The organism is Streptomyces sp. NPDC126499, assembly GCF_040302485.1.
Lineage (GTDB): Bacteria > Actinomycetota > Actinomycetes > Streptomycetales > Streptomycetaceae > Streptomyces.
The window spans coordinates 129,120-147,828 of sequence record NZ_JBEOUO010000009.1; the positions used below are offsets into that span (position 1 = coordinate 129,120).

The window sequence follows — 18,709 nt, forward strand, 5'->3', positions numbered from 1 at the left end:
TTTCAGTGCGGTGGGTGTTCTAGGCGGCGAGTGCTGTGGCGGGCTCGGCGTGCCGGTCGAGTTCTTCGCCAGTGACGGCTTCGACGAGGGCGCAGACGAGGATCTCGGCGGCGTTCGGGGTGACGGCGTTGCCGTACTGGCGGACCTTCTCCCGCTTGTTGCCGAGGACGATGTAGTCGTCGCTGAAGCTCATGGCCCGGCCGATCTCGTGCGGCTCGAGCATCCGAAAAAGCACGTCCTCGACGCAGATCTCGCCCTGGACGAGGGCGTACCTGTCGCGTGTGGTGAGCGCGCCGATCGGCTCGTGCACGGACCGCGGGGCCCCGTTGCCGTAGTACGGGATGAGCATGTGCTCCCAGGTGAGGAGCGACTGGTGGCCGGCCGTGGTCAGCGTCCGGAACGGCTCGGCCGGGGTGGTGCAGTGCTCGCCACCGTCACCCTTGCTGCCGTTGTTCCGCATGACCATGGCGGCGGGGGCGACGAGGCCGTGGTGGTTGCCGGAGGCGGTGACGGTGGCCAGCGACTCGGACACCGATCGGGCAACGGAGCCTCCGCCGCGGAGTTCGGCGATGAACGGCAGCCAGGCGAGACCGGTCTCGTTCCGCGTCGTCATCGCGCGCAGTGGGCTGCAGGCAGACGCCGCGCTCTTCCCGTCCCGCCCTTCGACGGGGACCATCAGCGGCGGCACCATGAGCGCGTCGTTCTCCCGCGTGGTCCGGGCGGGCATCGGCTCCGCGACGGACACGGCCGCGTCGCGCCATGTCCCTCCGGCCGGGACCATCATCGGCACCGGGCGGGCGAACTTCTTCAGGCCGGCCTCGATGCGGGCGATCGTCTTCTCCGCGAGGGGCTTGGCGCGGTCGCCGATGCGCTGCCCGGGGATGGACCAGTCGATCGCCGCAGCTGCGGGGAGCGCTTCGGGTTCGACGATCTGGTTGCGGCAGGACGTGTTCGGGCAGCGGTAGACGTACTGCTGCCGGTAGCGGCCCATGTCCCGCTTGGGGTCCTTGAACACCTGCATGGCCTGCACGAACGTGTCGCAGCCGGGGCACCAGGCACGCGGGCGGAGCCACTTGTCCCAGTTGGGGGTGCGGCCGAGGGACTCGTGCCAGTAGCCGACGTACAGCCGGTCCCGGGACTGTGGTGCGGCGTGGACGGAGCGCGGGTTGGCGTGCATGGAGTTGAGGGCGATGATCCGGGTGCGGTATCCGAGCTTGTGGATCTCGCCGATCCACCGGTCCCACTGGTCCCAGGCGCGGACGTCGGTGACGTTCTCGACGATGCCGGCCTTCACCAGCCCGCCGCGTTCCTGCACGCCGCGCAGGTACAGCGGCACTTCCTCCATCAGTGCGCGGGATTCCTCCTCGGGGGACGGCTCGTCGTCCTCGTCGACCGTGGTGAGGAGGTCGAGGAGGCTGCCCTGCATGGCGCCGGCGAAGTCCCGCTTCTTGCCCTTGGCGACGGACCAGTTGGTGCACTCGGGGGACGCCCAGAAAATGTCGGTGACGGGCCAGTCCCATACGGGCGCCTTGCGGATGTCGCCCTGGTAGTGGCTGGTGGTGGGGAAGTTCGCGGCGTGCGATTCGATGGCGAGCTTCCAGTGGTTGGCGGCACGCTCGACCCGGATGCCGGGTACGGCGTGAACGCCCTGACTGCTGCCTCCGGCGCCGCAGAACCAGTCCATGACGGTGAGGGCGTCGTTGTCGTGGCGGAACATTAGGCGGCCCTCCTGTAGTCGTCGCCGAGGCCCCGACCGATCAGGTCTCCGATGTACTTCTCGTTGGCGTTCATCTGCTTGGCGATGGAGGCGACCGACTCCCCGCAACCGAGCAGGTGGCGGATCTCCTGGCGCCGGAGGTCGTCACGGCCGCCCTTGGGGATGGGCCTATACGGCTCGCTGATTTCGGGCTGCTCGTTCGGGTTGTCGATGTCGTCCCAGGCGAGGGGGCCGTGCCAGTTACGTCGGCGGGCGCTGAAGACGGCGAAGTGAGAGGGTCCGGGGCGTCCGCTCCACTGCCTGTAGATCACAGCCATGCCCTGGGCGACAGCAGCCGAGACGGTGGGCGGCTCGTGGTCCAGGAGGCGACCCAGGTGGTTCGTTGCCATCGGCACCTGGGCCGCGACGAGGTAGATCGGGTAGCCGATGGCGTGCAGCGCCCGTCCGCGTCGGATCGTGCCCGTGCTGTCGACTCGGGCGTGAGCGGGGAGCCCCGTCGGGCCGGGTGACTGGAGGATCTGAGTGGCGATGCGGGGTGCGACGGTGGGTTGCCCGTTGAGGAGCTTGGAGATGTCGCCCGACGACTTTCCTACGGCCGCGCCGATCTGGGTCTGGGTGTACCCCTGGTCGACCCACTGCTGGAGTCGCTGCCGCACCGGTGTTGCGTCGACCCGGAGGGGCTGGCGGATGGTCTGGACTCGGTACTGCTTGCAGTACCGCTTGTTGGCTTCGACGCATTCGGGGCGTCGGCAGCCCTGGAGGTAGCAGCGGCGTTCTCCGTGCTGGCGGGGTGTGCGGGTCACTGTCCGTTCTCCTTCCGGGGGTTGGGGATGGTGGGGAGTGCGGCGATGGCTTCGCAGGTGGCGTGGTCGCGCTGGGCCCGGTAGTGGGCCATGTCGGCCCGGACTTGTTCGGGGGTGCGGACGAGGTGGCTGTGGCTGCTGGCCCAGCAGACGAGCCCGACGCCGGCGAGGAGGATCGTGCAGGCGAGCGAGATGGCGATCACGCGGCTGCCTCCGTGGGGGTGTGCCGGGCGCGGCGCTGCTGGGCTATGACCCAGCCCTTGACGCTGAGCTTCCAGACACCGATCCGATGGCCGTGGGTGTTCGCGAGGGTGGAGGGCACGACCCGCCCGGTGTGCTCGATGACGCCAGCGGTCCGCAGGCTGTTGATCACGGCGCCGAGGAAGCCGTGGGCCAGCTCCGGCAGCACGTCGCGAAGGTCGTTGGCGGAAAACTCGTCGTGGCGGGTGCCGTAGTGGAAAACGGCCTGCTCGACGAGGAAGCGGTCCCAGGACGACTGGTCGGCGATGTCTTCGAGCAGCAGGTCCTTCTCGGCGGAGGCGAGGCGCTCGGCCGGGGAGAGGCGGCGGGTCATGGCGGTGTCCTTCCGTTCGTGCTGTCCTGGGTGGTGGCGGCCCGCGATTCGGGCGCGGGCCGCCTTGGCGCTACTGGGCTGCCTTGAGGGCGATGCCTCGGGCCTGGATGTAGTCGCCGAGCGTCGTGGCCTGGCCCGTCGCGGGGTCGAGGAACGGCGTGGCCTGCAGCCCGCGGGACTCGACCTCGGTGCGCAGCTGGCCCAGCTCGTCGAGCGTCGCGTTCTTGGCGGTGGCCCGGTCGATGTATGTGGCCGGGTCGACGCCGACCGCGCCGTCGTTCAGCCAGTCCAGGAGGGTCTTGGCGATGTTGATGCCGTCCGGCCGCTCGACGACGAGCGCGTGGAGCTGGGGGCAGCGGGACTTGATGATGCTGAGCGTGTTGTCGGTGTCCATCTGGCCGACGACGTCGAACTCGTACTCCACGCCGCGTCGCTGTTCGGGACGGGTGCCGACACGGACGGGCTCCTTGCGGCCGTTGGCGCTGGTCTGCAGCGACCACTCGGTATGGGCGCGCATGGTGGCGACGACGTGGCCCGGGTACGAGAGCAGCGCGTCGACCATGGAGTTCTGGAGTGGGGTGCCTTCCTTCCAGCCGGCGAACGTGTTGCCGCCGTAGCCCTTCTTCGCTGCGCGGTCGACCTGCTCGAGGGTGCCGTCGGTGCCGGACCAGAAGTGGGTGAGGGAGTCGACGAGGACGGCCTCGTAGCCGGCATTTGCGGCGGCGGCCAGGGCGCCGATGAGGTTGCTGGGGTGGTAGGTGTGGAGCTGGAGGGTGTCGAAGGTGACGCCGTTGATGCCGGCGTACTTGGAGGCGGCGCCGCGTTCGGTGTCGATGACGGCGAACCGCTGGGCGAGGCCGTGGGCGATGCGGAGTCCGGTCCACGTCTTGCCGCTGCCGGAGACGCCCATGAGGGCCAGGCGGGCCTTGGCCTTCTCGCGGGTGGCGGGGGCGAAGGTGAAGTCCGCCTGCGGCGCCGTGGCGGCTGTGGGGCGCTGGTTGACGTGGTCGCTGATGCGGGACACGGGTGGCTCCTATCGGGCGGGCTGGAGGGAGCGGGTGGTGCCGTCTTCGTGGGCGGTGCGGTAGGCGATTCGCCGGCCGAGGTGGGTGGCGTTCCGGCCGCCGCCGAGGGCGTCGAGGAGCAGCGACTTGGCGTGGGTGTGCTCGGTTTCGGCGGCCTTCAGCTGCTGGTGGGTGACCTCGTAGCGGGAGGCGATGGGGCCGGGGATCTCGACGTCTTCAGCCGTGAAGCGGTCGACTTGTCGGCGGAGCGTGTCGTAGGTGCTGGTGCTGGCGTCGATGTCGGGCCGCTGGCCGTTGCGGACGCTGTCGAGGAATCGCTCGGCGCGTTCCCGCATGAGCTTGGCGTCGGTCTCGTCGTACTCGACGACGTGCTCGCGGTAGTCGTGGCCGGAGATGAGGACGGCGACGTGACACCGCTGGAGCCCGAGGGTGTCGAGCTGCCACTGGATCTGGCAGTAGTAGTGGAGTGGGACGCCGTTCTCCCAGCCTTCGCCGGTGGGGCTGGTCTTGACTTCGAGGAGTTCGGTGACGGCGCCCTGGCTGGTGGTGAGGATCCGGTCGGGGGTGGCTCGCTGCCAGTCGCGGTGGCGGTGTCGCCATGTGCCCGTCGGTTCGACGCAGTAGCCCTCGTGTTCGTCCTGCCACTTGGCGGCGACGGCCGGCTCAAGGCGGTTGCCCCACTCGACCTGAGAGGTGACGACGAAGGGCGGGACGGGCAGGCCGCTCTTCTTGTGCCAGAGGACGAAGGGGTTCGACCAGGGCGACAGGTTCATGACGGCGGCGATCTCGGTGGCGGTGATGCAGAGTCCGCCGCGTGCCTGCTCCCATTCGGGGGTGCCGGGGGTGTAGCTGCCGAGGAGGACCCCGGTCGGCGTATGGATGGTCACGCGGCGACCTGCCCGGCGGCGATCTGCTGGAGGCGGGTGACGCCGGCGGGGTCGTACTGAATGGCGACGACGGCGGCGACGTAGTCGGGGAATCCGGCGGCGAGGCGGTCGCGGTTGCCGGGGTCGGCCATGTCGATGGTGGTGATGAGCTGTTCGGTGAAGCTGCCGGGCTGGTAGCCGCCTTCGCGGCCGTAGTGGAAGAGGACGTGCGCCGCGGTCTCGGCGGGGATCGTGTGGTCCATCTGGGGCTCCTTGAGGGTGTGCGGGGCCAGGGCCGCCCCGGGCGGGGGATAGGGTGGGGCGGCCCTGGCTGGCGTGGAGCCGGTGGCTCGACACGCCGTTTGTGGGATTAGGCGGAAGGTCGGGCGGTCTTCCAGTCCGCCGCGGTGGCGCTGGCCTCGTAGCTGAGCAGGAACTGGAGGCTCTCGCCATCGACCGCGATCTCGGATCGGATCGGATCGGCGGGCATGGTCCAGTCCACCCAGTCGGCGATGAGGTGGGCGGTGTCCTCGGCGTGCTGCTGGTTTCGGCAGTAGGCGAGAACGAGACCGGAGTGGTGGGCCAGGCGCCAGTCGTTGCTGCCGGGCTCCTGGTAGGCGAGGAGGCCGGGGGTGGGCTCGATGGTGTCGGCGGTGGGGCGGGTGCTGTGCATGGGGTCTCCTGGTGGTTGCTGCGCCGGGGCGGCAGGACGGGGCACCGCCGGCCCGGCGGGTCTAGGCGGCGCGGGGCGCCAGGATGGGAAGCAGGTGGCTGGCGGCGTAGCTGGCGCTGGCCTCGGGCAGCCCGTGCTTCTCGATGAGGTGGTCGGTCATCGCCTCGATGGAGAGGACCTGGGCCGGGAGACCGACGCGGTGAGGGCACTGCGGCATCGGGCAACGCAGGTACTGGTCCATCACGACTCCTTGGAGAGGTGTCGCCCGAGGAGGAGCAGGGCGAGGGATGCGGCGGCCGTGGCGGCGACGGCGCGGACGGTGAGGAGGCGGGTCACTGGGTGCCTCGCAGGTCGTCGGGGATGTCGATGAAGCCGGCGAGGATGCTGGCGACCATGTCCGGGTCGGTGACCCAGGCCGGGACGACCGTGCGCGGCGCGAGGTCGAGACCGGCGAGCAGCTGGTGGCCCGCAGCAGGCGGTATCTCCGGCGCCGACAACAGCGGCGACAAGACATCCACCACCGGGCGGGTCATGACACGGATCCCGGGGTCCAGCCGGCGTAGTCGGCGTCGGTGGAGCAGCGGTCTCCGTGCTCGCAGGCGAGGCGGGCGAACGCGGCGTCGATGGGGTCGAGCTGGTGGGCCTGCTCGGCGAGACAGGCGCTCTTCTCGCGGCGGGCCTGCTCCGACTTCAGGTCGGTCAGCAGCGCTGGCAGCGCGACGTCCAGGCGCTCGATCGGGTTGATGCTCATGCCGCCACCCCGTTCGGTCGGACCGGGAGCTGCGGGTGGTGCGCGGCGAGGATCTTGTTGGCGCGGTGCAGCTCGGAGAGCGCGTACTCGCGGGCCTCGGCGTACTCCGGCTTCCGGCAGAGGGAGATGCAGTAGGCCTGGTTCGTGGCCTCGACCTCGGCCTGCAGGATGTGCTCGGGGATCTGGGAGCCGATCAGTGCGGCCACCCGGTCCGGGATCGGGACGGGCACCAACTGGAGGTGCGCGTGGTTCAATCGAGACATGTGAAGCCTCTTCCTTGGTTTGAGTGAGGGGTGGATCTAGGGCCGATCGCCGGTGTGTCAGAGCCCGGCGGCGGCCCGCATACCGCGCTAGGCGGCGAGGGATGCGAGCGGCTTACGGCCCCGACCGCGTCGGCCGCTGGGCGGCTGCACCAGGCTCGACTCGATGAGAGCGGCCCGGTCGGCCTTGGTGGTGATGACCCGGCGGCCAGGCTTGCGGGTGAGCCCGAGCTCCTTGAGTCGGCGCCGGACGGTCGGGACGCTGCACTTGAGGACGAAGGCCGTCTCCTGCACGGTCATGAGATCCGCGTTCGGGTCGTCAGGGGCGGTGGGGGTCTCGTACTTGAGGAACCGCTCGGACCTGTCGTTGTCGGCAGGCATGTCACTCCTTCTCTTCTTCGCCCCTGAGTGGGGCGGTTCGGCCGTGTTCTGCTGCTTCGAGTGCGTCGAACAGGCGCTTGTAGCGGGTGGGTCGCATCCGGGTGCGGGACCCGGTCTCCAGGTGGCTGAGGTACGACCGGCTTATGCGTGCGGCCTTGGCGAGGTCGTTGATTTCGAGACCCGCAGCCATACGCCGTTTGCGCAGCTCCGGCCCGTCCACCGGGAGGGTGGTTGGGGGTTGGTGCATGCCTTGAAGTTAGACCTACCTAGACCGTCTTGTCCAGCACTAGTTGGACTCCAGCTGGTGCTTGTTGGTCAAAAGATCGGCCTACCTGGGCGTTCGGTCGCGGTTCGGCACCCTTAGGTGGGGGTTAAGGGCAGGTCAAGGAATCGTCCTTAGTCGCCCCTGGTCCTGGCTGGCCCTAGCTGGCCCTGCCAATATGGGCTCATGGCACCCCGTGACCTGGACGCCCTCGCGCAGGCCGTCAAAAACCGCCGCATCGAGCTCCACCTTGGCTACAAGACCGCAGCCAAGGCAGCCGGCATCGCCCCCGACACCTGGAAGCGCATCGAGACCGGACAGCCAGTTCGCGAGCTCACCTACGCCAAAGCTGACCCAGTGCTGCAGTGGGCGCCCGGTAGCTGCGTAGCCGTCCTCGAAGGACGGTCACCCGTCCCCGTGACACCCTCAGAGACTGCACCCGGTGTCTCGATCTCGCCCGTTCCACCCGAAGCCCTCGACGCAGCGAAGGACGTCGTGCAGCTCGCCGCCATCGCCACCACCAGTGGACTGACGGCCGATGAGATCCGCGCTCTCAGCGAGAAAGTGGTTCGCGACCTCAAGGAGAAGGGGCTCCTCGGCGGCTGAAACTCGTCCGATGGTCGTACAACCTTTTCCGTTGCTCAGATGGTGACAAAAAAGGCTTCACAACTTCCGCCACAAGTAGTTCCAACTTCCACTTCTCGTGGCAGAGTCGTCACACACCCTCGAAGGCTCCCGCACCAACCCGACAGGGGGAGCCATGTTGAAAACGGACGCACTCATAGTCGACTACGGGCCAACCTTCCACGGGACGGCCGTCAAGACCGACAACGGGATCGTCTGCGTCATCCCTCGGCAGCTCCACCCCCACAGCGAAGCCGGAAACGTCTTGCGGGAGTTGGTACAGGGACTCGGAGGAAACTGTGAGCAGTGCAGTGGTTGCCCTCTCGGCGGCCGGCACTGAGATCATGGGAATCGTGGTGGCCCGGCGGTTGGGGAACCTGCCGGGCGCCGCGTCCTCCAGCAGCACAGAGGGGATCGGCGCATGGCCCGGATCGATCAGCACGTCCACATTGAGTGGCGAGGCGGCACGTGCAGAGTCAAGTGGTGGAGCGGCGAGTACCTCCCGAACGGGCGCAAGCGCTATGAGTCCAAGGGCGGCTTCACTGACGAGGAAGAAGCCTTCCGGCATGGCCAGGACAAGCTGTACGAGATCCGGCACGGCACCCACGTCAAGAACCGCGACGGCGCCACGCTGATGACGGACTGGCTGGACGATTGGCTTGCCGCCATGGATCACGCCCATCTCACGGAACGCCAGTACCGTTCGGTGATCGAGAACCACATCCGCCCGTACTTCAAGAAGCAGAACGCTTCGGTAGCCGACATCGACGTCCTCGCTTACCGGGCCTTCAAGAAGCACGTTCACAAGACCCTGAAGGAAGGCAGCGCCAGAAACGTCATGATGGTGCTGGGGATGGTCCTGGACGACGCCGTTCCGCGCCTCATCAAGACCTCCCCTGTCGAGCGCACGAGACGACGCGGGAAGTTCAAGAAGAAGCCCAAAGAGCGTAAAAAGGACATGGCGCCTGAGGCCGTTGAGCAGTTGGCCCGCAACGGGCGCACCTACTTCGGCGATGCAGGCTACGCATTCTTTTGGACGATGGCGATGACCGGCATGAGGCCCTCCGAGTTGTACGGCCTGACGAGGGAGTACTGCTATCCGAACTGGCCGGCATCGGACCCGCGTCTCGACCCGGACGAGGAAGAGCGCTACGAGGACGACGCGGCTCGCTACGGCGCCGCCGACGGCCTGATGCCAGCGATTCGAGTGGAACGTCAAGTTCAGTACGAGGGCAGTGAACTAGGCTTCTTCCCGCCCAAGTACCACTCCTCTCGGTCGCTCGTCATCCCCCCGTTTCTGGCATCGCTCCTCGTTGACCTGCTCAAGTCGCATGACAGCAAGTGGGTCTTCCCCGCCATACAGGGGGGCTGCCTGGGTGCGGTGAACTTCGACTACAAGTACTGGCGCCCCATCGCGGACGGCGCTGAGGAGCGAAGTGGGCCCCGGGTACGCAAGCCGCGGCAAGCGATGCCAGCGGTGCCGACCTTCAAGGGCAAGCGCCTCTACCTATTGCGGCATGGCCACAAGTCGTGGCTCGACGAAGACGGGCACAGCAAGTTCGCGATCGAGAGCCGCATGGGTCACGAGGTGCCAGGCGTGGAAGGCATCTACTCAAGCGTGACGGTTCCGATGGAGCAGGCCATCATGAAGAAGCTGCAGGAGCGCTGGGAACTGCTACAGGAGCGCCTGCGGGAGGAATCCGGGTCCTAGATCATCTCCCACTCGTTTCCCACGCCCCCTCCCCCATCTAGGGAAACCGCAGGTCAGGCGGTCAATGGCCCCCGATGGACCGACTTCCAAATAAACTTCCAGATGAAGTTGAGGGCCGTGATGGCGAGGGCGACGGGCCGGAGCGCGGGCCAGGTCACCGTGCGGAAGCGGCGCCACGCTCCGGCGCCGTCGAGGGCGGCGGCCTCGTGGAGCTCGTGCGGGGTGTTCTGGACGCCCGCGAGCAGGGCGACCGTGGTCTGCGGCATGCCGGCCCAGACGCCGACGAGGATCACGGCGGGCAGCGCGGTGCCGAGGCCGCTGAGCCAGGCGCGCCCGTCGCCGAGGCCGAGGTCGCGCAGCGTCTCGTTGAGGATGCCGGCGTCCGGGTCGTAGACGAGCCGCCACATGATGCCGACGACGACCTCGGGCATCGCCCAGGGGACGATGGCCAGCGCCCGCGCGAGCCAGCGCAGCCGCAGCTTCTGGTCGAGCAGCAGCGCGAGGCCGAGGGAGAGCAGGAACTGCGGGACGGTGACGCCGACCGCCCACACCAGGCCGATGCGGAAGGAGTCCCAGAAGAGGGTGTCGTGGAGCAGGTCCTGGAAGTTGAGGGTGCCGACGAAGCGGGTGGCCTGGGTGCGGCCGGACTGGGCGTCGGTGAAGGCGAGCGCGATGCCGTAGAGCAGCGGGCCGACGCTCAGCAGCAGGATCGGCAGCAGCGCGGGCAGCACGAGGAACCAGGCGCCGTGCTCGCGGAGGGGGCGGGGGGACCGGGTCCGCCCGGGGCCGGTACGGCGCTCCGCGGACCGCTTCGGCGCGGTCGTCACACTCACCGATCGACCCCCTGTGCCCGGTTCGCGACCTTGCCTGGGACTCGGTCATCGTCCTGACGTGCCGTCGGTTCGTCAAGGCGACCTGCGTGGATGGGAGACTTTGGCGCAATCGCACCGGCTGTCGCCGGGGACGTGAGGAGAGAACGATGGACGAGGCCCGGGCCCGGGAGATCCTGGCCGCCGCGGGACTGCGGGCGGCCGACGCGGCGCTGCTCGCGCTGGGCGAGAACGCGGTCTTCGCCCTCGGCGACCTGGTGGTCAAGGTGGGGCGCGACCCCGAGCTGCTGCCGCGCGCCGAGCGGGAGATCGCCCTGGCCGGCTGGCTGGAGAAGGCCGGCATCCCCGCCGTACGGGCCGCGGAAGCCGCGCCGCGGACGGCCGAGGGACATCCGGTGACCCTCTGGCACCGGCTGCCCGAGGCCGTGCGGCCCGCGGAGCCCCGCGACCTCGCCCCGCTGCTGCGCGCCGTGCACGCCCTGCCCGAACCGGCCGGTCTCGACCTGCCGCGCCGCGAGCTGCTCGGCGGCGTCGAGCGCTGGCTGCGGCTCGCGGGCGACGCGATCGACCCGGCCGACGCGGCCTTCCTGCGCGAGCGGCGCGACTCCTTCGCACCGGCCGCGGCCCGGCTCACCCCGCATCTGCCGCCGGGCCCGATCCACGGCGACGCGCTCCCCCGCAACGTCCATGTGGGCCCCGACGGGCCGGTCCTGGTGGACCTGGAGACCTTCTCCTCCGATCTGCGCGAGCACGACCTGGTGGTGCTCGCCCTGTCCCGGGACCGCTACGGCCTCGAACCGGCCGCCTACGACGCCTTCACCGCCGCCTACGGCTGGGACGTGCGCGACTGGGAGGGCTGTGCGGTGCTGCGCGGGGCCCGGGAGACCGCGAGCTGTGCCTGGGTCGCCCAGCACGCGCCGACGAACCCGAAGGCGCTCGCCGAGTTCGAGCGGCGGGTGGCCTCGCTGCGGGACGGCGACCCCGAGGTGCGCTGGTACCCCTTCTGACCCCGCCGGAACCGCCGGGACCCGCCGGGACCCGCCATCATGGTCCGGCGTGACCTGACATCATGATCCCCTGGGGAAGTGACCTTCCGGAACGGGGTGTTGTCATGCGGATGGAGTTGTCCGACGTCACGCTGGACGTCGAGGTGAGCGGTGAGGGACCCGTCGTGCTGCTGCTGCACGGCTTCCCGGACTCGCACCGCCTGTGGCGGCACCAGATCCCGGCGCTGAACGCCGCCGGATACCGGACCGTCGCGCCGACGCTGCGCGGCTTCGGCGGCTCGGACCGGCCGGAGGGCGGCCCCGAGGCGTACCACCCGGCCAAGCACGCCGGCGACGTGCTGGAGCTGCTCGCCCGCCTGGAGGTCGACCGCTTCCACGTGGTCGGCCACGACTGGGGCTCGGGCATCGCGCAGGGCCTCGCCCAGGCCGTGCCGGACCGGGTGGCGAGCCTGAGCATCCTGTCCGTCGGCCACCTCGCGGCCATCTTCGGCGCGGGCGGCTGGGAGCAGCGCCAGCGTCTGTGGCACGTGACGATGTTCCAGCACGAGGGGCTTGCCGAGGAGTGGCTGTCCCGGGACGACTTCGCGAACCTGCGCACCATGCTCGCCGACCACGCGGACGCGGACGAGGTCCTTCAGGTGCTGCGCGCGCCGGGCGCGCTGACCGCGGCGCTGAACATCTACCGGGCGGGCCTGCCGATCGAGGTCCAGCTTGCCGCACCGTCGGCGGAGGTGCCCCCGCTCACCGTCCCCGTGATGGGCGTCTGGTCGACCGGCGACCGCTTCCTCACGGAACGCCAGATGACCGGCACCGAAGCGCATGTGAACGGCCCGTGGCGCTACGAGCGCGTCGAGGACGCCGGGCACTGGCTCCAGCTGGACCAGCCGGCGAGGGTGAACGAGCTGCTGCTGTCGTTCCTGAAGGAGAACGGCTAGGAGAACGACGGGGAAAGCGGTCAGACGGACGGCCGGCACCGCCGGGACAACGGCTAGCCGGTCACCGGTGCGTGCGTCGGCACCGCCCCGCGCACCGGCCAGACCGGGTCGACGACGGCCTCCGGGTCTCCCTTGCGGCGCAGGAAGGCCTGGAAGTCCTCGGCCCAGTCGCGGTACCAGCCGATCTGCCGCTCGTGCAGCTCGGCCGGGTCGAGGGCGGCGACGGAGGCGTGCCGCCCGGCTATCGCGACCGCCACCCGGACCGCGGCGAGCGCGTCGGCCGCGGCCTGGTGGGCCCGGTCGAGCACCACCCCGTACTCGGCGCAGACCGCTTCCAGGGTGCGCTTGCCGCGCCGGTAGCGGTCGACGGCGCGGTCGATGGTGTACGGGTCGAGGACCGGTCCTATGGAGGCGCCGCCGAGCCGCTCGCTCAGCGAGGGCAGTCCGTGGCGGTGCAGCTCGGCCGAGAGCAGGGTCAGGTCGAAGGAGTTATCCGCGCACGACCGTGTCTCACGATCTCCCTCGTCGTTGATCGGCCAGGGGGGTGCGATCAGATGGAGATCTTCTTCACGGACCCGGGAGCGCTAGAAGCGGCTGGGGTCACCGATGCACAGAGAGCACTGGAAAAGCACGGGCTACATGCCGGTGCGCCTTTCGTCCTCAGCGATGACGGCAGCTACGACGTTCACCTGAACCGCTTCCTGTGGTCCTTGCCCACCCTCGGAGTGAGGTCGGCAAACTCCTGGCGGGCGTACGCTCTCGACCTGCTGACGTGGGGGCGGTTCCTCCACGAACATCGCGGCAAGACCGTCTGGCAAGCCGACCGTGACGACGTGACGGCCTTCCACCGGGCCCGGCGCATCTCGCCCGACCCCACTCAGGTCGTCTCGGCCTCCACCTGGAACCGGTCCGTCGCGGCCTTGGACAAGTTCTACACATGGGCGGCGGACGAGGGCCTGGTCGCGCGGACGCCGTTCAAGTACTACGAGAGCTCACGGCGAGCGGAATCCGGCCGGCAAGTGCCCGTCCGTAGCAACCGCGCGGCAGAGAAAGCCGCCAAGCGCGGGTCCGTCAAGTTCCTCTCCGTGACTCGATATGCGGCTCTCCGTGACATCGGGCTCCGCGGTCAACTGCCGGCAGGAGCGGCCGATCCATCCTTCCGTGGCCGCAACGCGGAACGCAACGCCGTCATGGCGGAGCTGCTGGTCACCACCGGCTTGCGCATCGAGGAGGCCGCGTCGCTCTGCTGGCCCGAACTGCCTGCCCCGGACCGCCAGGACGGAAAGAAGAGCGTGCCGTTCGACCTGGCGCCGCCGACCGCAAAACGGGACAAGGGGCGCAGGATCCTGCTGCCGAATCGGATCGTCGCGGCCCTGGCCGATTACGTGGAGATCGAGCGGTCATTGGTGCTGGACCGCTGGAATGCCCGAGGCCGCCCACTGCCTGCCGATGCGGTGCTGGGGAGTCAGCCCGACCGCCGGGGCGTACGGATGCAGACGAAGGACGGTCGGCTGCGAAGAGTTGCCTGGTCACGTGTGCCGCCATCTATCCGGTCCCGGCTGTTCCTCATGGACGAACAGGACCGTCCTCTCGGTCCGGCGTGCGTATGGCTTGGGCAGGAAGCACGACCCGTGTCTCTGTCCGCTTGGGAGTCCGTCTTCGTGCGCGCCTCAGAGAGGTGCCAGACGTTCGGGGTCGATGTCACCACCACGCCTCATGTGCTCAGGCACACCTTCGCGGTTCATCTGTTGTCGGCGCTGATCCACGAGCAGATCGGCTCGGTGGACAGGCATGAAATGGCCGACGGCGTGTACCGCCGGGTCATCGGAGACCCCCTCGATCACCTGCGCCGATTGCTGGGGCACTCGTCGATCACGACGACGTACGTCTACCTCGACTGCACCGACCAGGCTCAGTCCTTGATCGACGGTGCGGTGGATGCTTGGACGTCCGAGGTCGCAGCCACGGCGACGCAGGTCTCACAGGAGGATCAACAGTCCGCAGCACGGGTACGGGGAGAATGGTCATGGTAGGGCGGGGGCGGCGTCGGGCCCGACTGAGTGTGCCCGATGAGCAGGCTGTTGCTCCCACTCCCACAGCGTTGGGACTGCTGAAGATCGAGGTCACATTCCCGGACAACCGATCGGCCGTCGTGGATTGGACCATGGAGCCTCAGCAGCGACTGCTGCGGGCCCTTGGCGCAGAACTGGCGGGTTCGTGCGCCGTGGGCCAGGGAACAGGGTCTCCGCACACGCTACGGAATCGCGCCCGCTCATGTCGCGAATGGGCACGCTGGATCGCATCGACGGAGCAGGCGGAACTACGCGTGGGTGATCTCCTACCCCACCACCTGGATGGGTTCGAGAGCCATCTACGCGAAAAACATCCGGAGTCTTCAAGGACGCCCTACGCACGCATAGCCGACATCGTATGGATCTTGCGGCGTCTGAACGACAAGGAGGGAGGCCTGTCGCCTGCCATGGTCCGGCGACTCGCCCATACCTCAGCAGGTCCGGTCGGCTCATACGCCCCTCGCGACGCCTATTCACCCCACATCGTGGAGCGGTTACGCACTGCCGCACGATCCGACATCGACCAGGCAGTTCGTCGACTGACGGTGAAGGGGCCGTCGCTCCTGGCGCAGGGGCGCGACCCTCGGGCCGCTGGATGGAGTTCCGATGCCAACGTGCTGTGGGAGATCCACCGGAGCCAGGGGCAGTTCACGCGTCAGGAGCTGGCCGACCGGGTCGGCCAGGCCTTGGCTGACGAACATTCCCCTGGCCGACTCGCCCCCCTCCTTTACCCCACCAGTCGCGACCTGTTCGCCCTGCTCCTTCTGTTCTGTCTCGAAAGTGGCATGGAGCTGGAGGCAGCCAGGGAGCTGACCTCCGACTGCCTCAAGAACCCGAACCGTGGCTATGTGCAGGTCGAGTACCTCAAGCGCCGTCGGCGTGGCCAGGAGTGGAACACGATCCGGGTAAGGGACGGCTCACCCAACTCGCCGGGCGGACTGCTGCGGCTGGCTCTTCGACTCACGGCCTCCGTCAGGGAGATCACCGGATCATCGGCCTTATGGCAGTTCCGGATGAAAGAAGGGGTGATGGCCACCGGCTTCAGTGCGAGTGCGGTGGCGCGCATGGCACGGAGTTTCACCTCGACACATGAGATCAGCGACGAGGGACGACCCGTTGAACTGCGTTTGTCCCGGCTGCGAAAGACCTACAAAGCGGCCGTATACAAGGTAACTGGTGGAAGGATGTCGGCCTTCGTGCAGGGACATTCTCCCGACGTCGCCGCAGCGCATTACGCGAACATCCCCTCCCTGCGCGACCTCCATGAGCAGGCCGTGGCAGACGGCTTGCAGGATGCGCTCGACGAGGCCCGTACTCCGTCGGTCCTCACACCGAAGGAGGAAGCACTGCTCATGCAAACGCCCTCTGAGGCACCGCAGTTACTCGGAGTCGCGCCCCAGGAAGTCGAGTCACTCCTGTCCGGCGCATCCGACCTGTGGCTGTCGTCCTGTCGCAACTTCTTCGACTCGCCCTTCGGCACCAAGGGCAAGGCATGCCCGGTGTCGTTCTTCGGCTGCCTCGGCTGCGGAAACGCTGTCATCACCCGGAGGAAGCTGCCGGCCATCCTGGCCTTTCTCAACCACATCGAGAACGAGCGGGCCAGAACTCCCGAAGCCGAGTGGACAGCGCGTTTCGGCGGAGTTCACCAGCAGATCCTGCGTCTGATCCTGCCAAGGTTCAGTGAGAGCGACGTCCTCAGCGCCAGGGCGGTGGCCGAGTCCACCGAGCCCCTCCTCTTCCTTCCCTCCAACCTGTTCGGAGGCCACTGATGCTCGCACAGCCGCTACCGCTTGGGCCCGGCGCTGATCGCCCTTGCGACACCACACCCGTTCTGTCCGGACGCCCTACCGTCGACGACCCATCCCTTATGCCACGGTTTGGAGACAATGTCTGGAACCTCGGTGTGGCCGGCTTTGCCGGAAACCGGTACGCCAGCGAGTTCCTGATCGACTTCAAATCCCTCGACCATCCGGTGCGACGCGAGGCCGCCCGCGAGTTTCTCTTCTGGAGGCTCAATACTCGTCCGGGCCGGGGCCCTCTGCCTTCCATCTCAACGGTGGCGGCAGAGTGGTGGAACCTGCGGTGCTTCTTCCGATTTCTCGACACCGAGCACGGAGGCCTACGCCTGGACGCGGTCACACAACCGGTTCTCGACGCCTACCTCGTTCACTGCCGAGGTGAAGGACTGGTCACGAGCAGCATTCGCCATCGGCTCCAGGTGATCTCACGCCTGCATCTCGCAGCACAGGCCGTCGTCACCGACGCATTGCTCATCAACCCGTGGAACGGCCGTCCCCTCACCCGTGTCATTGGCATCGAACCGACGAGCAAGCATGAAAACGAGACCCCCCGCATCCCACCGAACGTGATCGCTCCATTGGTACAGGCGGCACTGTTCTATGTCCGCATCGCAGCAAAGGACATCATCAACGCCCGTACCGAGCTCACGGAACTGGAAGCCTCCATCGAAGACATCCACGGTCTGTCCCTCAATCGGCTTGAGCACTATCTCCACGGCCTTGCCGACGACGGACGAGGAGTCCCCGTACTGGACGGGGTTGGGCGGTTGGTACACCTGGCCGGTTCGCCGGCCTACACATACGTCATGCGGAAGTCCGGAGCCGGCCGCGGAGTCGCCGGAGGCGTCTACGACGAGCGTATCGACCGAGCACTGGAGCTACTGGGCCCTGAGCCCGGCGGTATGGACACACCCGTCACTCCGCACCCCGAGACCGGCCTCCCCTGGCGGGGCAGATTCAGCCCCGCCGCCGTACCTCACGAGGAACGGCTTCTGCGAACCGCCTGTTACGTACTCATCGCCTATCTGTCCGGCATGCGCGACTCCGAGGTCAAGGAACTGCGAGACGACTGTCACTTCACCGAGCGGAGTGCGGATGGTGTCATCGTTCGCCACAAGGTGCGCTCGCAACTCGTCAAGGGCGGGCGTGGCACAGCGGAAAGCTGGGTGGTCATCGGGCCCGTTGCCGAAGCCATCGATGTGCTTCAGCAACTACCCCATCGTGACGCGCTGTTCTGCCGACCGGTCACCCGTGATCGGTATTCAACGGTCTCAGCCAACCGAATGAATGAGAACCTCAACAAGTTCCGAGCACACTGCACGCACATCGGCTTCCCCGTGCCCGACGTGGACGGGGAACCATGGAACCTCACCACCCGTCAGTTCCGCAGAACCGTGGCTTGGCACATCGCCCACCGCCCCTACGGCACGGTCGCGGGGATGATCCAGTACAAGCACCTCTCCGTGGCCATGTTCGAGGGATACGCCGGGACCTCAGCCTCCGGCTTCCGCGCGGAGGTCGCCGCCGAAGAAGCCATGGCGCGCTTGGCGGACGTCGTGGAGCGCTACGAAGACTTCAAAGCCGGTGTCCGCTCATCCGCACCCGGCGGCACGCGGACCGACAACGAATTCGCGCGCGTGCAAGAGGAACTCCAGGACTTCCCCGGGCGAGTGGTCGATGAGCGCCGCCTCCACGCCATGCTCAGAACCTCGGCGAACACCCTGCACGTCGGGACGCTGAACGACTGCTACTACCAGCCCGAAACCGCCCTCTGCCGAACCGCTGGCGGTGCGGACCAGCCCATGCTCAACAACTGCCGTCCCGATCGTTGCGGGAACTCGACCATCGCGATCCGCCACCGCCCAGGGTGGGAAGCCGCGCGCGGGGACACCGAGCGAGCCCTCGCCTTCGTCGGGCTGTCCGACCTCCAGCGCACAGCTCTGCGGCAGCACCTGAACGACATCAACAAGGTGATCGAAGGCGTCGACCATGCCAACAACTGAACGCATCGCGGCCGCCCTCCGCGCAGCCGGTGAACGCCTGCTCAAGGGAGAACCCATGCGTAGCGACGGTTCGCTCACCGTCGCCTCCCTGGCTGCCGAAGCGGGCGTCAGCAGGGCCAGCGCCTATCGCTGCCCCGATGTTGTGGACGAGTTCCGAAACCTCGTAGCCGAACGAGAAGACGCAGCCGCTCCCCCAGCGTCCCTCCGGCAGGAGGTCCAGGCCCTGAAGGCTGCCGAGCGTCGGCTCCGCCAGGAGCATGCGCGCGAGGTGCGGGAGCTACGCTCCTCGATCAACGTCCTCGCACAGCAGGTGCAGCTCCTCACACTGGAGAACCAGCGTCTCTCCGAGGCAGCCAACCGAAACGATCGCGTTACTCGCATCGATTGCCGCTGATCGATTCGGCCTGATGCGGCAA

Annotated in this window: 22 protein-coding genes and 2 pseudogenes; 8 read left to right on the forward strand and 16 right to left on the reverse strand. The window is 68.1% G+C overall.

The genetic code is table 11. The features are described from left to right. Positions 1 to 19 precede the first annotated feature (19 nt). The 14 genes from ABTZ91_RS15845 to ABTZ91_RS15910 all read right to left on the reverse strand — a co-directional run bounded on the left by ABTZ91_RS15845 (position 20) and on the right by ABTZ91_RS15910 (position 7,297). Positions 20 to 1,717 carry a DNA cytosine methyltransferase gene (locus tag ABTZ91_RS15845; protein ID WP_352077725.1) on the reverse strand — a complete coding sequence of 566 codons (1,698 nt, stop codon included), beginning with the start codon at positions 1,715 to 1,717 and terminating at the stop codon, positions 20 to 22. Beyond that, a complete protein-coding gene (locus ABTZ91_RS15850) occupies positions 1,717 to 2,520 on the reverse strand; it encodes a hypothetical protein (RefSeq protein WP_352077726.1) in 804 nt (267 codons plus the stop codon). The genes ABTZ91_RS15845 and ABTZ91_RS15850 overlap by 1 nt, the downstream gene beginning before the upstream one ends. Next, positions 2,517 to 2,723 carry a hypothetical protein gene (locus ABTZ91_RS15855; protein ID WP_352077727.1) on the reverse strand — a complete coding sequence of 69 codons (207 nt, stop codon included), beginning with the start codon at positions 2,721 to 2,723 and terminating at the stop codon, positions 2,517 to 2,519. The genes ABTZ91_RS15850 and ABTZ91_RS15855 overlap by 4 nt, the downstream gene beginning before the upstream one ends. Beyond that, the gene (locus ABTZ91_RS15860; RefSeq protein WP_352077728.1) at positions 2,720 to 3,094 is read right to left on the reverse strand and encodes a hypothetical protein; all 375 of its coding nucleotides are present in this window, start codon (positions 3,092 to 3,094) and stop codon (positions 2,720 to 2,722) included. The genes ABTZ91_RS15855 and ABTZ91_RS15860 overlap by 4 nt, the downstream gene beginning before the upstream one ends. A gap of 70 nt (positions 3,095 to 3,164) precedes the next feature. Beyond that, a complete protein-coding gene (locus ABTZ91_RS15865) occupies positions 3,165 to 4,118 on the reverse strand; it encodes an AAA family ATPase (protein WP_352077729.1) in 954 nt (317 codons plus the stop codon). A 9-nt stretch (positions 4,119 to 4,127) separates the two neighbouring features. Continuing rightward, on the reverse strand, positions 4,128 to 5,006 hold the full coding sequence (locus ABTZ91_RS15870) for a lambda-exonuclease family protein (protein ID WP_352077730.1): 879 nt from the start codon (positions 5,004 to 5,006) through the stop codon (positions 4,128 to 4,130). After that, positions 5,003 to 5,248: a hypothetical protein gene (locus tag ABTZ91_RS15875; RefSeq protein WP_352077731.1), complete on the reverse strand. Its 246-nt coding sequence runs from the start codon at positions 5,246 to 5,248 to the stop codon at positions 5,003 to 5,005. Before ABTZ91_RS15875 ends, ABTZ91_RS15870 begins: the two co-directional genes overlap by 4 nt. 107 nt (positions 5,249 to 5,355) lie before the next feature. Further along, positions 5,356 to 5,658 (reverse strand): hypothetical protein, encoded by a 303-nt coding sequence (locus ABTZ91_RS15880; RefSeq protein WP_352077732.1) that lies wholly within the window; start codon positions 5,656 to 5,658, stop codon positions 5,356 to 5,358. Between the two features lie 61 nt (positions 5,659 to 5,719). Beyond that, entirely contained in the window at positions 5,720 to 5,899 is a 180-nt protein-coding gene (locus ABTZ91_RS15885; protein WP_352077733.1) for a hypothetical protein, read from the reverse strand. A gap of 91 nt (positions 5,900 to 5,990) precedes the next feature. Next, a complete protein-coding gene (locus ABTZ91_RS15890) occupies positions 5,991 to 6,179 on the reverse strand; it encodes a hypothetical protein (protein ID WP_352077734.1) in 189 nt (62 codons plus the stop codon). Positions 6,180 to 6,187: 8 nt separating this feature from the next. After that, positions 6,188 to 6,409 (reverse strand): hypothetical protein, encoded by a 222-nt coding sequence (locus ABTZ91_RS15895; protein WP_352077735.1) that lies wholly within the window; start codon positions 6,407 to 6,409, stop codon positions 6,188 to 6,190. Next, positions 6,406 to 6,672 (reverse strand): hypothetical protein, encoded by a 267-nt coding sequence (locus ABTZ91_RS15900; protein ID WP_407077963.1) that lies wholly within the window; start codon positions 6,670 to 6,672, stop codon positions 6,406 to 6,408. The genes ABTZ91_RS15895 and ABTZ91_RS15900 overlap by 4 nt, the downstream gene beginning before the upstream one ends. 87 nt (positions 6,673 to 6,759) lie before the next feature. Beyond that, entirely contained in the window at positions 6,760 to 7,050 is a 291-nt protein-coding gene (locus ABTZ91_RS15905) for a DNA-binding protein (RefSeq protein ID WP_352077736.1), read from the reverse strand. Between the two features lies 1 nt (position 7,051). Beyond that, the gene (locus ABTZ91_RS15910; RefSeq protein ID WP_352077737.1) at positions 7,052 to 7,297 is read right to left on the reverse strand and encodes a helix-turn-helix transcriptional regulator; all 246 of its coding nucleotides are present in this window, start codon (positions 7,295 to 7,297) and stop codon (positions 7,052 to 7,054) included. 201 nt (positions 7,298 to 7,498) lie between these two features. Between ABTZ91_RS15910 and ABTZ91_RS15915 the strand changes: the two genes are divergently transcribed. Beyond that, complete coding sequence (locus ABTZ91_RS15915) at positions 7,499 to 7,918, forward strand: hypothetical protein (RefSeq protein ID WP_352077738.1); 420 nt, start codon at positions 7,499 to 7,501, stop codon at positions 7,916 to 7,918. Between the two features lie 439 nt (positions 7,919 to 8,357). Further along, on the forward strand, positions 8,358 to 9,647 hold the full coding sequence (gene xerC, locus ABTZ91_RS15920; protein ID WP_352077739.1) for an integrase: 1,290 nt from the start codon (positions 8,358 to 8,360) through the stop codon (positions 9,645 to 9,647). Between the two features lie 92 nt (positions 9,648 to 9,739). Here xerC and ABTZ91_RS15925 read toward each other — a convergent pair. Further along, positions 9,740 to 10,480 (reverse strand): annotated as a pseudogene (locus ABTZ91_RS15925) (carbohydrate ABC transporter permease); the annotation flags it as partial. 146 nt (positions 10,481 to 10,626) lie between these two features. On the opposite strand from ABTZ91_RS15925, the gene ABTZ91_RS15930 reads away from it, so the two are divergent. Beyond that, positions 10,627 to 11,484, forward strand: a complete 858-nt coding sequence (locus ABTZ91_RS15930; RefSeq protein WP_352077741.1) for an aminoglycoside phosphotransferase family protein — start codon at positions 10,627 to 10,629, stop codon at positions 11,482 to 11,484. Between the two features lie 104 nt (positions 11,485 to 11,588). Beyond that, complete coding sequence (locus ABTZ91_RS15935; protein WP_352077742.1) at positions 11,589 to 12,419, forward strand: alpha/beta hydrolase; 831 nt, start codon at positions 11,589 to 11,591, stop codon at positions 12,417 to 12,419. 53 nt (positions 12,420 to 12,472) lie between these two features. Here ABTZ91_RS15935 and ABTZ91_RS15940 read toward each other — a convergent pair. Then, a pseudogene (locus tag ABTZ91_RS15940) lies at positions 12,473 to 12,907 on the reverse strand (3'-5' exonuclease); the annotation flags it as partial. Positions 12,908 to 12,973: 66 nt separating this feature from the next. Between ABTZ91_RS15940 and ABTZ91_RS15945 the strand changes: the two are divergent. The 4 genes from ABTZ91_RS15945 (at position 12,974) to ABTZ91_RS15960 (ending at position 18,687) form a co-directional block, all read left to right on the forward strand. Next, the gene (locus tag ABTZ91_RS15945) at positions 12,974 to 14,452 is read left to right on the forward strand and encodes a site-specific integrase (RefSeq protein WP_352077743.1); all 1,479 of its coding nucleotides are present in this window, start codon (positions 12,974 to 12,976) and stop codon (positions 14,450 to 14,452) included. Between the two features lie 653 nt (positions 14,453 to 15,105). Beyond that, on the forward strand, positions 15,106 to 16,260 hold the full coding sequence (locus tag ABTZ91_RS15950; protein ID WP_352077744.1) for a hypothetical protein: 1,155 nt from the start codon (positions 15,106 to 15,108) through the stop codon (positions 16,258 to 16,260). Positions 16,261 to 16,394: 134 nt separating this feature from the next. Continuing rightward, positions 16,395 to 18,293, forward strand: coding sequence for a hypothetical protein (locus tag ABTZ91_RS15955; RefSeq protein ID WP_352077745.1), 1,899 nt, complete (start codon positions 16,395 to 16,397; stop codon positions 18,291 to 18,293). Further along, a complete protein-coding gene (locus tag ABTZ91_RS15960; protein ID WP_352077746.1) occupies positions 18,280 to 18,687 on the forward strand; it encodes a hypothetical protein in 408 nt (135 codons plus the stop codon). Before ABTZ91_RS15955 ends, ABTZ91_RS15960 begins: the two co-directional genes overlap by 14 nt. The last annotated feature ends 22 nt before the right edge of the window (positions 18,688 to 18,709 follow it).